A 14467-nucleotide genomic window follows, 5' to 3' on the forward strand; every position below is an offset into this window, starting at 1 on the left:
TGGGGCAAACGCTCCAGGCCCCCCACCCTGGCCGCGGAGATCCAATACCAGCTGCTGCCCTCCTCGCTGTCGTGCGAGGCCGCCCAGTTCGCCCTGTGCGGGGATCTGGAACCCTCGGAAAGGATCAGCGGCGACACCTTCGACTACGCCCTGGACCGCGACACCCTGCACCTGTCGGTCACCGACCCCATGGGCCACGACACCAAGGCCGCACTGACCGCCACCATCCTCATGGGCGCCCTGCGCGGCGCCCGCCGCGCAGGGCGCCGACCTGGCCGACCAGGCCCGGCACGCCGACCAGGCCCTGACCGACCACGACTGCGGCCATGCCACCGGGCAACTGCTGCGCATCTGCCTGCGCACCGGGCAGGCAGAACTCGTCAATGCCGACCACCCCTGGCCCCTGCGCATCCGCGAGGAGACCGTGGAGGAAATCACCTGCGAGGCGAACCACCCCTTCGGACTGCCCCTGACCGCAGCCCACCTCTACCGCCCTCAGGACATCGACCTGCGCCCCGGCGACCGCCTGATCATGCTCACCGACGGCATGCTCGAACGCGACGCGCAGAAGGTGGATCTGCCCGCCCTGCTCAAGAGCACCCGGCACCTGCACCCGCGGGAGACCGTGCTGACACTGACCACCGCGGTCCTGGACGCCACCAACGGCCAGCTGGAAGACGACGCCACCGTGATGTTCCTGGACTGGCACGGCCCCCAGGAAACCCACCGGCAGGTCAGCTCCGGGGCAGACATCCACCGAGCCTCCCCCGCCCGCCCCTCCACCAACTAGACCTCGCCGCCGCCGCATCGTCTCCGGCCCCGGCTGTATCTCATCGCGGGAGACGGCGGGCTTCGCAGGCGGTACATCCCTCGCTGCCCGGCCGAGCGAGCTCGCGCAGCGCCTGGTCGAGCGTGAGACCCGCCTCACCGGTCGGTATCCAGCACGACTGGTGTTGGATGACCCGGCGCCCCGGCCGGCCGGTGGAGCGTGCAGCACCTGCCCGCGCCCGCTGGCGGCCTCGGACACCAGCCGACCCCGGCGCCGGGCCGGTAGATGCGGCGCATGACCTGGGCCGTGACACTCTGGCCGTCAGCCAGCTCGTGCCATGCCGGCGGTCCCGGCGCATTCGGATCCGGACCCTCAGGACAGAAGGCATCCGTCACAGCTACGCGGCCGGGGTATCGGCGGGGGCGTCGTGCGCGTGCTTGAGCATCATCCGCGCGGTGACGCGGTCCGGGCCCTCCAGCGTCTGCCAGAAGGAGTGCGTGACGACGGCGCTGGTCAGCTCCCACTGACGATCTCGCAGCCGTCACACCTCCGCCTGATCTTCCTCGGACCAACCGTCGGTCGCAGGGCGCTGTCGCGGACGCCAGCACTCCGGATCGCTGAAACCCGGGTGAGGCTCAACAGACCACGGGAGACGGGCACACACCGCCGTAAGGGTATGGGCGACCTGGTGAAGCTCTTCCTGCGCGGTGAGCAGGTCCTCAGGGAAATCGTAGGCTCTGGCCATGAAGAAATCATAAACCTGTTCGATTCCTGGGGGTGGTGAGCAGCGCTCGGAATGTCGTCGTGCTGAGCAGCACGGTCTTCGCCCTCCATATCGGCATCGAATCCGGGACCGGGCTGTGGGGGTACGTCTTCCTCACCACAGGCCGTGGGCTCCCGCCCGGCACAGCCGGGCTGGCGGTGTCAGGGTTCTGGGCCACCATGTTCATAGGCCGCGTCATCCTCGGTCCCGTCGCCGAACGCGTCGGAGCGTCACGCGTCCTCTCATGCGCCGTCGCGGGAATCGCCGCCGGCGCGGCCATGATGGCTCTGCCCAGCCCGGCGATCTTCCCCCTTCTCGGCATGCTGATCCTCGGACTCGCAGCAGCCCCCGTCTTCCCCCTCCTCACCCTCACCACCGCCGAACGCGTCGGGCATGACCACGCAGACAGGACCATCGGCTTCCAGGTCGCCGCGTCCAAGATCGGTGCCGCTGTTCTCCCCGCCGGGATGGGACTACTCACCCAGCACGCCGGCGTGACCGCCTTCGGACCGGCCCTGCTCGCCCTCGTCCTCATCATGGCCACCGGCTACAGCCTGCTGGTGCGCACGACATCCTCCGCAGATCAGGCGATCGCCCCGCAGCCATGATCCGCGCCGAAACGCCGAGCGAGGACTCTCGATCACTACGGACGACCAGAAACAGGTACTCCGCCTCTGATCTGCAGCTCTCTGAAACCGAATCGGTGATGCCAGCAAAATCACTGCGAGATGTTCCGGAGAGCGAGAGCTGCTCCCCTGCCGCCTCGGTACGGTGACTTCGCATGACCGACACCGACATCGAGATCACCGCAGACCTGGTCCGCGACCTGCTGCAGGAGCAGCATCCGGACCTTGCCGGACTGGCCATCCGCGAGGTGGCGGGCGGCTGGGGCAACCAAATGTGGCGCCTCGGGGATGAGCTGGCCGTGCGCATGCAGCGCATGGACCCCACCCCGGACCTCCAGCTCAAGGAGCGGCGGTGGCTCCCCGTGCTGGCCCCGCGCCTGCCGCTCCCGGTGCCGACCCCGGTACGGTTCGGCGAACCGTCCGAGCGCTTCCCCAAGCACTGGACCGTGATGACGTGGGTTCCCGGCGAGCCGCTGGACCACGGCTCGATCAGCCGCAGCGCACACGCGGCCGACACGCTGGCGGGCTTCCTCCGGGCGCTCCATGTGGAGGCGCCCGCCGAGGCACCGACCGCTACGGACCGCGGCGCCCATCCCAGGAACTGCACGGACGGCTTCGAGAACTTTCTCCAGGCCGTTGCCACCGACGACGTCACTGCCGACGTCCGGGCCGTCTGGGACGACGCCGTTGCGGCCCACGCGTGGGCCGGCCCGCCGGTGTGGGTGCACGGCGACCTCCATCCCGCGAACGTCGTCGTCTCGGACGGAACGCTCTCGGGCATCGTCGATTTCGGTGACATGTTCGCCGGCGACCCGGCGTGGGACCTCGCCGCCGCATGGGTGCTGCTACCCGCGGGCACGGCCTCACGGTTCTTCGACACGTACACGCACGCGGACGAGGCGGCGATCCGGCGCGCCCGCGGGCTGGCCGCTATGAAGAGCCTCTTCCTGATGCTCATGGGGCAGAACGGAGATCGGGGCCTTCCCGGCGGCAAGCCGAACTGGGGACCTGCGGGCCGCGCGGCACTTGATCGTGTTCTGAAGGGCGTTTGATGCACGCTTCTTTGCTTGACTCTGTCAGGGATCTTGGCGGTCTGATCAGTCTCTGGCGGACCGCCAAGACCTCGGCCGGGTGATTCCGCGCTGGTCCAGGTAGTTCTGGAAGGCGGTCGGCGGCCGGGACGGAGGTGCTTCTCTGGTCGACGGCCGTCGGCTGAGGCGCTCAATGTTCGCGGCGATGGCCGTGAACACGTGCTGTAAGTGGGCTTTGTGCTGTCCCCGGTAGCGGCAGCGGCGCATGCCGTGTCCGTGGGCGAGCTCGTTGATGGTGCCTTCCACTCCGGAGCGGACCGCGTAGCGGGCCTGCCATTCGGGTGTCTGCTGCTCGGCACGGACGCGGAGTTGCAGGTCACGGAGTTCTCGCGGGGGAAGCCCACGCTCCGGGCGCTGTCGGCGGTGGTCGTGCAGCGGGTGCGGACCGGGCAGGGACGGCACTGGCCCTTGGTGAACCGTGCCACGATCAGAGGTGCCGCGGTGGGTGAGGAGGTCGGGTAGGGGCCGTGCCATCCCGCGCTGGTCTCGCCCTGCGGGCAGATGACCTGCCGGCGGTCGAAGTCGATGTGGAAGTCGTCGCGGCCGAAACCGTTGTTCCTGCCGTTCTGGCGGGTGGTGTTGACCGGCAGTGGTCCGGTGACCGTGACCTGGTGTTCGCGGGCTGCCTGTTCCAGATGGACCAGGGAGGTGTAGCCGCCGTCGACCAGGTGCTCGGCGGGCAGCAGCCCGCGGCGCTTGAGCCGGGTGTGGATGCCGGGTAGAGCCTTCGCGTCGTAGCCGGTGGCGTCGGTGGTGGCCACATCCGTGATCACGTTGACGCCGTCGGGATCACAGGTCTCGGTGAGATGCGCGACGAACCCTTTCCAGCGGGTGACGTGTCCGCGGCGCGCGTAGCGGGCCGTCGGATCGTAGGGCGAGACGACTGCGACGGCCGAGGGCGGCAGGCCGCCGTCCTCGGCGGTGCGCCAGCGCAGGCGGCCGGCCCCGTCGCGGTAGTAGTTCTGCACCATGATCTGCCGCGGAGCCTGGACGCGGGGCCCGGACAGGCGTTCCGGCCCGTGCTGCCCGAGGTGCTCGATCAGCCGGACGGAGTCGCCTCCGGTGGCGAAGATCCTGGTCTTGGGGCGGGTAGGGTTCTTGCCCAGACGGACCGGGCGGCCGTAGCGGCGCCCCCACTCCTCGTCCACCAAGTCGGCCAGCAGGTGCGGAGCTGCGTCGGCCAATTCTTCCAGCGCGGCGCGGACGGCCTCGGTGACCAGCTCCAGCCGGGTCAGGTCGCGCACCGCGGCCAGGACGTGGGTGGAGTCCGTGCGCTGGGTGGTGCGCTCGCGCACGAGACCAGCCTCCTTCAGGCGCGCGAGCGCAAGGTCGAGGAGACGGTCGGCTCGGCCGTCCTCGGCGAGACGCTCACGGAAGTCGGCCAGCACGCTGTGGTGGAAGCCGGGATCGTCCAGTTCCATGGCCAGCGCGTACTTGAAATCGATGCGGCAGCGAACCGCTTCGGCCGCCTGCCGGTCCGACAGACCGAGGAGGAACTGGAGCACACAGACGGTGGCCAGCTGAGCGGGCGAGAGACCCGGACGGCCATCACGCGGATACCAGTCGGCGAAGTCCTCGTCCCGCCACAGCCCATCCAGGTGGTCTCTCACCCACATCGCCGTCGTACCGCCCGGGTTGCTCGCCCGAGCCATCCGCACGGTCAGAGAAGGGACTTGCTCACCAGAACGGACGCGGAGCGACAACGGGCACCTCGACAACTGCATCGGTCCTTGAACAGAGCCGAGCATGCCCGTTGATCATGCTGCCCCGCCAGGGATCCTCAAGATCCCCGGCAGAGTCAAGGTGAGCTTGTCATTTATGGTCCGGCGTCGAACACGGCTCGAACTTGATCGGCATTTCGCAGTTCAGCGGACGTGAGGGCGGCCTTCGTCTGACCCTGTGCTCCGTCACAGAGGCATGGGAATAGCGCGAAGGCCGTGGTCGTGAGTTTGGTGCATCATGGCGTCCTGCGGGATGCGTTCGCGGAAGTGTCACACTTCCGATCGGAGTTGTACGCCTGTCTGACTGCGCGGGGCGACGCCTTGTTCGATTTGAGCGACGCCTTGTTGTGTACGGACGGGCCGGTGCGAACGCTGGTCGATCTCGCGCTCGCGCCCGAACATCGCCGTGGCCACGGAGCCCTCTACGGCGGGCTCAATCAGGGGCGGATCGATGTCGTCCGGCTGCGTCGGGCCCTGACCGGATTGCCGCTGCCGAGGGCAGCGGATAGTCGGCTCGTGCTGGCAGTGGATGTTTCGCCGTGGCTGCGTCCTGACGCCAACACCTGTGCTGACCGGGCCTTTTGCCACACGTTCGGCCGCGGTGAAGGCAAGCACCAGATGGTTCCCGGCTGGCCGTACTCGGTAGTGGCCGCACTGGAGAGCGGCCGCACGTCCTGGACGGCGGTGCTGGACGCGGTCCGCCTGGAGCCCGGCGCCGATGTCGCCGCGGCGACCGCGGTACAGATCCGTGGGGTCGTCGAGCGGCTCGTTGCCGCTGGCCAGTGGAAGGAAGGCGACCCGGGGGTCCTGGTCGTGCTGGACGCCGGATACGACGCGCCGCGCATCGCGCACCTGCTGGCCGGGCTTCCTGTCGAGATCCTCGGTCGGCTCCGCTCAGACCGCGTGATGCGCCGGCCCACACCGCCGCGGGTCTACGACCCCAAGGGCGGCCGTCCGCCGAAGCATGGCGGCGAGTTCGTCTTCGGTGACCCGGCCACCTGGGACGTCGAGCAGGCCGTGACGATGACGGACACCCGTCTCTATGGGAAGGCGACCGCGCAGGCGTGGGACCGGCTGCACCTGCGGCTGACCCGCCGGGCGGCGTGGATCGACCACGATGGACCGCTGCCCATCATCGAGGGCACCGTCCTCCGACTGGTCGTGGAGAAATTGCCCAGCGGCGGGGTGAACAAGCCGGTCTGGTTGTGGTGGTCGGGCACCGGCGCCACCGAAGCGGACGTAGACCGCTGCTGGCAGTCCTTCCTCCGGCGCTTCGACCTGGAGCACACCTTTCGCCTGTTCAAGCAGACACTCGGCTGGACCAAGCCCCGGCTCCGCAGCTCGGAGGCAGCCGATCGGTGGACGTGGCTGGTGGTCGCGGCCTATGCCCAGCTCCGGCTGGCCCGCCCGCTGACCACCGATCTGAGGCGGCCCTGGGAGAAGCCGGCCCCACCGAACAGGCTGACGCCTGCCCGAGTCCGGCGGGGGTTCAGAAACCTCCGCACGAAGACCGGCTCTCCAGCCCGTGCACCGAAACCGACCCAGCCCAGGCCCGGCCGACCGCCGGGCTCGAAGAACCGCCGCCCGGCCCTCCGTCATGACGTGGGCCGGATCCTTGCGGCCGGCGAGACATACAGCCGCCCCGCTCACCACAAGGCCGGCACCAAACCTCGACGTGTCACCCGGACTCCGAGCTGACGGAAGTCCGCCTCTCCCCGATGCCGGAGCTGTCAAGCAGGATGGCACCGTGGATGCGAATGGACACCAACCCCTTGAAGACCTCGTGCACTGGAAAAGTGAGCTCTCCGAGCTCATCGAAGCCGTCCGGCACGACGACCCGACAGCGACCATTACCCTCCGTCGTGATCACGCCGCAGCCGCCGTGGAGAAGGTCACCACTGGACTCGCCAGTCCCAGCGAGCTCATCGACTGGGCCCAAGCGGTGCACTTCGAGGACCGAGTGGACATCGACGAAAGACACCAGGACCTGCTGACCCAGTTCCTCGTCGAAGTCTCGACCCCCGAGCTGTTCGAACCCGTCACCCTTGCCGTCTGCCAGCGATGGTTGCACGCCCTGCGAGCAACGCCGGAATCCCTCACCAAAGCGGTCGGCGGTTAAACGACAAGGTGAGTGCTTGTTCCTGAACCTGATGAGGTCCTCTGTCGGAGGATGACTTTTCTCAGGCCCGTGAGGCAGGAGCGGAGGTATTGGCTGGTACGCCACGGCTGTACCTCGTGTTCCACATCTACGGTCTGGTGTCGCTCGAGGCCGTCCGGCCTATGGGCAGTTGGGTTGTGCAGCGAAAGGGAGGGTGTTTCATGCGATTACGAAGCATTGTGAGCGCGTTCGCCGTCGGTGTGGCGTTGGTCGCCACCAGTACTCAGACGGCGCTGGCCGAACCGTCGCCGAATGCGGAACCGCCTGAGGTCACGGTGACCGGCCAGGACGCGTCCGGGACAGCGGCGAGTTGCATTGCCTACGCGTCGCAGCCCAACCACAGCGGCTCTCGGATGACGGGTACCGGAGGCATCAGGTCGTGCTCAGGCGGTCCTTTGGCCTGTACCAGCGAGGCGGACCTCGAGTTCTACAACAACTTCTCGAACATGTGGATGACGGCAGCGACCTCACGTCAGTCCAAGTGCGCGCCGCCGCTGGGGTCGTCGACTGCAGCGGCAACCTGTGTGAACGACCCCGGTGCCCCGAAGGTTGGCTGGCGTACCACTACGGTCGCGGCCATCGTGAGCTCGAGCGGGTCTACGGGCCATGGCACGGCAAACAGCCCCGTCCTGTACGTGCCCTGCGCGTAGTGGGAAGTTGGAGGGCCTGTGCCAGTCGGGTTAATCCTCGGCCTCAGGCCTTCCACTCGCCGTAGAGAGGATCGACCGTGACCTCGGACCACGACACGCTCTGGCACCGCTGCGCGCACCTGGGCCGTGTCCTGCTGCCACTGATGGACCAGGAGCCATGGCGACAGGCTCGTCGCCACGAGAACCTGCGGACTTGGGGCATCGACACGGTCGAAGGCGAGCGCCTGATCGAGGTCTTCGCGGCTCTGGCTGCCCACGCCGTCGTGGCCGAAGCCGCCGTGTCTGCCGCAGAATTCGACGCTCTACCCCTCAGCCCTGTGGCCGAAGCGGCGACCGGCAAGCGCGACATCGAGCTGCTCGCCGGGCTCCCGGACACCTTCGCCGACGGCCGTGACGGACAGGCTGTCGATCTCTTCCGTCTGTACACCTATCAAGGCGGGCACACCAGCCGCTGGCTCTTCCAGCTGAGCAGGGAACTGCACCATGCGCTGCTCGTCCTCGCCGAACGCTCGCCGATGCCGTCCCCCACGTGCGGAGACGTCTTCCGCCAGGCGGCCGAGGCCGGCCTGCTGCAGTGATCATGGAGATCAGACATTCTCGCGGGACCCCGGATGGCTGGTGCGACGGGACGGCTTCCGGGTGATGCGCCTGGTCATAAGCGTGATTGCGGCCCAGGTGATCAGGCTCTCGGAGTGCTGGACGAGTCGTTCGTAGTCCCGGGCATGACGGCGGGCATGCATGATCCAGGCCAGCGACCTCTCCACGACCCACCTGCGGGGCAGGACGACGAATCCGGAGGTGTCCTTGGGGCGGCTGACGGTCTTGATCGTGAGGTTGAGGTGCCGTTTGGCCCAGGTCACGAGCTTGCCCGCATAGGCGCGGTCGGCCCAGACGACAGTGATCTCGGGGTGCATCAGCCGGAGTCGGAAGAGGACTTCCTTCGCTGCAGCGGAATCGCGCAGGTCGGCCGCGGTGACCATGACCAGCAGGGGCAGTCGGCCAGCAGCGCGTCGACGTCTCCGGACAGTTCACACGGCCAGCCCTCCGGCTCCTGGCCGTGCGACTCATTCAACGGGCAGCCCGGCTGCTTGGCGGCGCGCGATGGCCTCTGCGACGCTCTTCGTGGGCAGGGTGCCGTTCAGCGCGGCCTCGGTGAACCGGCCGCCGGACGGGTCCGTGTCCAGCATCGCCTCGCACCACCAGCGGCGCAGGACCCCCTCGGCGTCCTCCAGCGCGGCCGCCAGAAGCTCGCGGTAGAACTCCATCCGCCGCCAGCCCTCGAGCGCGGCCGCGATGCCCTCGGCGTTCCGCGGCACCCGGTCCGGCTCCGCATGCGGGTGAATCGGCTGTGTACTCATGCTGCTCTACCTTCTTCTTGGGTCTGCCTCAGCCATTCGTAGGGTTGTGGCACCCAGGGGAGCTGGGTGTGGCTTTCATGAGCAATGCTCATGACCTGTGGATCGGCCTCGGGCGGACGCGAAGAGCGTGCCTTCCCGAGTGATCGACTTCTGGTCATCGAGTAGGCCGACGTTGCACCGTCGGTCGGGAAGGCACGCCCGTGCTGAGCGTAGTGAATGCCGATGGAACGACCGAGACCGGCTCCCTGATCGACGACATCGTCCGCGAGGGTGCAAGGCGGATGCTGGCCGCAGCCCTGGAGGCTGAAGTCAACGCCTATATAGCCGAGTTGGCCGACGAACGGGACGAGTGCGGACGCCGCTTGGTGGTCCGCAACGGCTACCACCAGCCGAGGGAAGTCACGACCGCGGCCGGGGTGGTCGAGGTGAAGGCCCCGCGGGTGAACGACAAGCGCATCGACGAGGCGACCGGCGAGCGCAAGCGGTTCTCCTCGGCGATCCTGCCACCGTGGTGCCGCAAGTCCCCGAAGATCAGCGAGGTGCTACCCCTGCTCCATCTGCACGGCCTGTCCTCCGGCGACTTCGTGCCCCGCACTCGAGCAGTTCCTCGGCTCGGCGGCCAGCCTGTCCCCGGCCACCGTCACCCGGCTCACCACGCAGTGGCAGGCTGACCACGCCGCGTTCAGCGAGCGCGACCTGTCCGGCAGCGACTATGTCTATGTCTGGGCCGACGGCATCCACCTGCGTATACGCCTGCGCGAGGCGAATTCGTGCGTGCTCGTGCTGATGGGCGTGCGTGCGGATGGCACCAAGGAGCTGATCGCTATGAGTGACGGCTACCGTGAATCAGCCGACTCCTGGGCGGATCTGCTGCGCGACTGTGCTCGGCGTGGGATGCGTGCTCCCGTCCTCACCGTCGGCGATGGGGCGCTCGGCTTCTGGAAGGCCCTGGCCGGGGTGTTCCCTGAGGCACGGCATCAGAGGTGCTGGGTTCACAAGACCGCCAACGTCGCGAACGCTCTGCCGAAGTCTGCCCAGCCCAGCGCGAAGAAGGCCCTGCAGGAGATCTACAACGCCGAAGACCGCGACCACGCCCTCCAGGCCGTTGCCGAGTTCACCAAGACGTACGGGGCGAAGTTCCCCAAGGTCGTCAAGAAGATCACCGATGACACGGACGAGCTGCTCGCGTTCTACGACTTTCCCGCTGAGCACTGGATCCACCTGCGCACCACGAATCCCATCGAGTCCACCTTCGCCACGGTCCGGCTCCGCACGAAGGTCACCCGGAGTGCCGGCAGTGCGGCCGCTGCGCTCGCCATGGTCTTCAAGCTCGTGGAGTCCGCCCAACAGCGGTGGCGGGCCGTGAACGCACCCCACCTCGTCGCTCTCGTCCGCGCCGGAGCCCGATTCGAACGCGGACACCTCGTCGAGCGCCCCGAAGCTCAGGCAGCCTGAACTACCCCCTTGATCCATAGGATTTGAACTGTTGCTCGCGCTACGCTGATGCGTCGTGCAGAAGACGCGCCTCGACACTGCTCGGATCCGGGCGGCCCGCCAGGTGATTGACCCGGTATTCCTCGACACTCCGCTGTACCGCTGCGAGGCGCTGGAGCCCGGCCTCGGGTGCACGGTGAGCATCAAGCTCGAAACAGCGAACCCGGTCCGCAGCTTCAAGGCCCGCGGCACCGAGGTAGTCGCGAGCCTGCTCGCCGAGAATGGCTCGCGAGACGTAGTGTGCGCCAGCGCGGGCAATCTTGGCCAGGCCCTCGCGTGGTCCGGTCGCGGCCGGGGGCTTGAGGTGACTGTCGTGGCGTCCCGCTTTGCGACTGTGGCCAAGCTTGACCGCATCCGCGCGCTGGGCGCCAGGTTGGAGCTGGTGGACGGCGACCACGAGATGGCTCGCGAGCGGGCGGCGGCCATCGCGCGCTGCGACGGCATCCGGCTGCTCGAAGACAGCCTGGACATCGAGACCTGCGAGGGCGCGGCAACCATCGGCCTGGAACTGGCCGACACCGTGCCGTCGTTCGACGCCGTCCTGATTGCTCTCGGCGGCGGTGCACTGGCCACCGGTGTGGGTCATGTGGTGAAGGCCCTGGCGCCCGAGGTTGAGGTGATCTGCGTCCAGCCCCTGGGCGCACCGGCGATGACACACTCGTGGCGCGGGCGGCGCGTCGTCACCACCGACTCGACCAACACGATCGCTGACGGCGTCGCCGGCCGGCGTCCCATCCCGGCCGTCCTGGAGGACCTCCGCCTGGTCGCTGACGACGCCGTCCTGGTCCAGGAGGCGTCGATCATCGCCGGTATGCGGATGCTCCTCGACCACTCCGGCCTCGTTGTCGAACCGTCGGCCGCGCTCGGCATCGCGGCGATCCTCGAAGACCGCGACCGCTTCGCCGGCCGACATGTGGTCACCATCGTGTGCGGCAGCAACGTCGACGTAGACGCCTATCACCACTGGGTCGGTGCGGCTCTCATCCACAGGTCTTGACAATTACTCGCTTTCATGCTGCTGCCGCTTATGGCTCAAGAGGCTTGGCACCCAACCTCGCCACCCGCGAACAGGCGCTGGCCTGGATGCGCACAACCAAACAAGCACTCGACATCTACCGCACTCTCGGCGACCGCCACGGCGAAGCCAACGCCCTGCGGAACCTAGGTCGGGTACGGCAGGTGGCAGGTGACTTTACGGAGGCGGCCGAGCTGGTTCAGCAAGCGCTCGACATGTTCCGCACCCTCGGCGACCAGCTTGGCGGAGCATGCGCCCTGCGGAACCTAAGGGCTCGCAGAGAATCAACCTGTTGCTTCCTCTGATCCGGCTCGTTGATGTGGTATGCGCATCTCCGAGTCGATTCATCACCAACTCGCTGTGAAATTTAAGGTGTTGTTCCCGCATCTCGACGAGCGGCAGCGACGGCTGATGATGGGGGCCGAGGCCCAGATCCTGGGTCACGGCGGCATCCGGGCGATCGCGCGGGCAGCCCAGGTCAGCGAGACCACGGTCCGCAAGGGCGTGGACGAGCTGGAGGCCGGCGAGGAACCTCTGGGCCGGACACGCCGGCCCGGTGGTGGCCGAAAGAGGGCCGTGGACCTTGATCCGGGTCTGCGGCCCGCGCTCCTGGCACTGGTGGAACCTGACGAGCGGGGCGATCCGATGTCGCCGCTGCGCTGGACGGTGAAGTCGACCAGAAGCCTCGCCGGCGCGCTCACCCGTCAGGGGCACCGGGTGAGCGCGGACACGATCGGGGACCTGCTGCGCGAGGAAGGATTCAGCCTGCAGGCCGGCGCCAAGACCATCGAGGGCAAGCAGCACCCCGACCGTGACGCCCAGTTCCGCTACATCAACGGGCAGGCCAGACAACACATGGATGCAGGCCAGCCGGTGATCAGCGTGGACACGAAGAAAAAGGAACTCGTCGGCGACTACAAGAACGCGGGCCTCCAGTGGCGGCCAGCCGGTGAGCCGGTACTGGTCAAGACGCACGATTTCCTGGACCGGCAGGGACCGGGCAAGGCGATCCCGTACGGGATCTATGACATCGCCGCGAACACCGGCTGGGTCAGCGTCGGCACTGACCACGACACCGCCGCATTCGCCGTCGCCTCCATCCGCCGTTGGTGGCAGGCTCGCGGCCGGCACGACTATCCGGATGCCACCCGTCTACTGATCACTGCGGACGCAGGCGGGTCCAACGGCTACCGCACCCGCGCCTGGAAGACCGAACTCGCAGCCCTGGCTGCCGAGACGGGCTTGGACATCACGGTCTGCCACATGCCTCCGGGCACCTCGAAATGGAACAAGATCGAGCACCGGCTGTTCTCCCACATCTCGATGAACTGGCGCGGCCGCCCGCTGACCAGCCACGACGTCATCGTGAACAGTATCGCGGCGACCACCACCCACACTGGGCTGAAAGTCCACGCCGAACTCGACCCGGGCACCTACGACACCGGCATCAAGGTCACCGACAGCGCCGGGGCCGAAGCCTCCGACCAGCTCAAATACCTGTCCGAGCGGATCCCCCCCACCTTCGTACTCGCCGGCATCGATGTCGCCGCTAGCGGCCTGTTCAGTGGAGTCCGAGGCCAGCAGATCGCCGGCCGATACACCGTCACCGACACCGAACCATTCGCCTACGGCACCACTGCACAGCGGCAGAACTGGCGGAACCTGATCGCCTCACTCGAAGACGCCCTACGACTCCACCGGCACAAGCCCGGCAGTCTGGTCAAACTCGACGGCTACCTCCACGAACGCACCGACGGCGCGATCGGCAGCCTCTCCCAGCTCGTCCGCGGCGCCGCCCTGAGGCCATCATCAACGGCAGCGAGGCCATCACCCGCAAGACCCTGGAGACCATCGAGGTCGACCAGACCGCCGAGGACGCCCGCCAGGAACACCGCCGCAACCGTCGCCCCCGCCGCCGGAGGCCAGATGCCGACGCAGCCTGACCGATCCCACCAGCTGCCCATCGCTCTCGGCCCCGTCCATAACGAGACCCTCGGTTCCTATCTCCACCGCCTGGCCGTCGCCAACAACCGTCCCGCGGGCTTCCTCGCCCGCCTCCTGGGACCACTGCCGCCGGAGTTCTCCCCGCTCAGTAACACCACGGCCGGCTGGACTCCCCACTCGCCTGAACGCCTGGCCACACTCTCCGGGCGCCCAACGTCCCAGCTTGCCCGGGCCCTGCCCGCGCTCGCCGACCTCCTCAGCCCGCATAGTCCCGGGCAGCGAACGGAACACCTGGTCAGCCGCCCCTGCCGCTGTTGCACAGCCCGCCGCAGCCCGACCGCTTCCGTGGTCATCACCCTCTCGCCCGCCCACGTCCACCTCTGCCCGCGGCATCAACTCTGGACCCGCTCCACTCACGACATCCCGCTCGTCCCTCTACCGGAAGTCATCGAGGCCCAGCGTCGACTCGACCAGCTCGCCCGCCGTCACCGTCAGATCGGACAAGCCCTCGACCTGGCGCGGAAAATCATCGAAGACTGGTCCGCCTCCGGAATGCCGATCGACCTCGGGAAAGAATGGACCGATCGCCTCGACCGAGTCGAAGCTCTCGCTGCCAGCAAGAAGGTCTCGGCTGAGGACCCCAGTCACCTCGCGGCGTTCCCCGACATCGTGGTGCTGACGCACCTGATCCTCGACCCGCCCACAGCCGCCCTCGATCCCAAGGAGCTCTATCTGGCGACGACCGCCGAGCTGAGCCGACGATTCGCACGGATCTACACCACCCTCGGAACCCAGAACCCCCCTCTACCGGCGATTCTGTCTCTACCGCGACAGGACATCCACCCGGTGAACCCCGTCGTTTGGCCATTGAGATGACA

Annotated in this window: 12 protein-coding genes and 6 pseudogenes; 13 read left to right on the forward strand and 5 right to left on the reverse strand. The window is 67.9% G+C overall.

The genetic code is table 11. The features are described 5' to 3' along the window. Positions 1-790, forward strand: a pseudogene (locus JK364_RS53330) (PP2C family protein-serine/threonine phosphatase); the annotation flags it as partial. 376 nt (positions 791-1166) lie between these two features. Here the strand turns inward: JK364_RS53330 and JK364_RS56655 are convergent. Then, a pseudogene (locus JK364_RS56655) lies at positions 1167-1514 on the reverse strand (DUF8825 domain-containing protein). A 35-nt stretch (positions 1515-1549) separates the two neighbouring features. Between JK364_RS56655 and JK364_RS53335 the strand changes: the two are divergent. Continuing rightward, a complete protein-coding gene (locus JK364_RS53335; RefSeq protein ID WP_201858709.1) occupies positions 1550-2140 on the forward strand; it encodes an MFS transporter in 591 nt (196 codons plus the stop codon). Between the two features lie 173 nt (positions 2141-2313). Continuing rightward, positions 2314-3210, forward strand: a complete 897-nt coding sequence (locus JK364_RS53340) for an aminoglycoside phosphotransferase family protein (RefSeq protein WP_201858710.1) — start codon at positions 2314-2316, stop codon at positions 3208-3210. Between the two features lie 45 nt (positions 3211-3255). Here the strand turns inward: JK364_RS53340 and JK364_RS56660 are convergent, their stop codons facing one another. Further along, positions 3256-3564, reverse strand: a complete 309-nt coding sequence (locus JK364_RS56660; protein WP_307841708.1) for a transposase — start codon at positions 3562-3564, stop codon at positions 3256-3258. Between JK364_RS56660 and JK364_RS57905 the strand changes: the two genes are divergently transcribed. Next, positions 3466-3711 (forward strand): hypothetical protein, encoded by a 246-nt coding sequence (locus JK364_RS57905; protein WP_307841710.1) that lies wholly within the window; start codon positions 3466-3468, stop codon positions 3709-3711. The two genes, JK364_RS56660 and JK364_RS57905, sit on opposite strands and share 99 nt — an antisense overlap. Before the next feature lie 5 nt (positions 3712-3716). Further along, positions 3717-3971, forward strand: a complete 255-nt coding sequence (locus JK364_RS56665) for a hypothetical protein (protein WP_230993932.1) — start codon at positions 3717-3719, stop codon at positions 3969-3971. A gap of 702 nt (positions 3972-4673) precedes the next feature. On the opposite strand, the pseudogene JK364_RS57910 reads toward JK364_RS56665, so the two are convergent. After that, positions 4674-4997: pseudogene (locus tag JK364_RS57910) on the reverse strand (transposase); the annotation flags it as partial. A 195-nt stretch (positions 4998-5192) separates the two neighbouring features. Between JK364_RS57910 and JK364_RS53350 the strand changes: the two are divergent. The 3 genes from JK364_RS53350 to JK364_RS53360 all read left to right on the forward strand — a co-directional run bounded on the left by JK364_RS53350 (position 5193) and on the right by JK364_RS53360 (position 8356). Next, positions 5193-6668, forward strand: a complete 1476-nt coding sequence (locus JK364_RS53350; protein ID WP_307841709.1) for an NF041680 family putative transposase — start codon at positions 5193-5195, stop codon at positions 6666-6668. Between the two features lie 49 nt (positions 6669-6717). After that, complete coding sequence (locus tag JK364_RS53355) at positions 6718-7089, forward strand: hypothetical protein (protein ID WP_201858716.1); 372 nt, start codon at positions 6718-6720, stop codon at positions 7087-7089. Positions 7090-7855: 766 nt separating this feature from the next. Next, complete coding sequence (locus JK364_RS53360; RefSeq protein ID WP_201858712.1) at positions 7856-8356, forward strand: hypothetical protein; 501 nt, start codon at positions 7856-7858, stop codon at positions 8354-8356. Positions 8357-8413: 57 nt separating this feature from the next. On the opposite strand, the pseudogene JK364_RS53365 reads toward JK364_RS53360, so the two are convergent. Further along, positions 8414-8773, reverse strand: a pseudogene (locus tag JK364_RS53365) (transposase); the annotation flags it as partial. Positions 8774-8842: 69 nt separating this feature from the next. Then, positions 8843-9136, reverse strand: coding sequence for a hypothetical protein (locus JK364_RS53370; protein WP_201858717.1), 294 nt, complete (start codon positions 9134-9136; stop codon positions 8843-8845). Between the two features lie 200 nt (positions 9137-9336). Here JK364_RS53370 and JK364_RS53375 point away from each other — a divergent pair. From JK364_RS53375 to JK364_RS56680, 5 genes and pseudogenes are all read left to right on the forward strand, one after another. Then, positions 9337-10591: pseudogene (locus tag JK364_RS53375) on the forward strand (IS256 family transposase). Positions 10592-10646: 55 nt separating this feature from the next. Then, positions 10647-11627, forward strand: coding sequence for a threonine ammonia-lyase (locus JK364_RS53380; RefSeq protein ID WP_201858713.1), 981 nt, complete (start codon positions 10647-10649; stop codon positions 11625-11627). Positions 11628-11671: 44 nt separating this feature from the next. Next, positions 11672-11950, forward strand: a complete 279-nt coding sequence (locus tag JK364_RS53385) for a tetratricopeptide repeat protein (protein ID WP_201858714.1) — start codon at positions 11672-11674, stop codon at positions 11948-11950. Positions 11951-11969: 19 nt separating this feature from the next. Further along, positions 11970-13109 (forward strand): annotated as a pseudogene (locus tag JK364_RS56675) (ISAzo13 family transposase); the annotation flags it as partial. 462 nt (positions 13110-13571) lie between these two features. After that, the gene (locus JK364_RS56680) at positions 13572-14465 is read left to right on the forward strand and encodes a TniQ family protein (protein ID WP_230993936.1); all 894 of its coding nucleotides are present in this window, start codon (positions 13572-13574) and stop codon (positions 14463-14465) included. The last annotated feature ends 2 nt before the right edge of the window (positions 14466-14467 follow it).

This window comes from Streptomyces endocoffeicus (assembly GCF_016741935.1).
GTDB lineage: Bacteria > Actinomycetota > Actinomycetes > Streptomycetales > Streptomycetaceae > Streptomyces > Streptomyces endocoffeicus.

Coding starts and splice junctions, on each gene's coding strand:
- JK364_RS53370 (WP_201858717.1), bottom strand. CDS start 9,136: ATGAGTACACAGCCGATTCACCCGCATGCGGAGCCGGACCGGGTGCCG.
- JK364_RS56680 (WP_230993936.1), top strand. CDS start 13,572: ATGCCGACGCAGCCTGACCGATCCCACCAGCTGCCCATCGCTCTCGGC.
- JK364_RS53340 (WP_201858710.1), top strand. CDS start 2,314: ATGACCGACACCGACATCGAGATCACCGCAGACCTGGTCCGCGACCTG.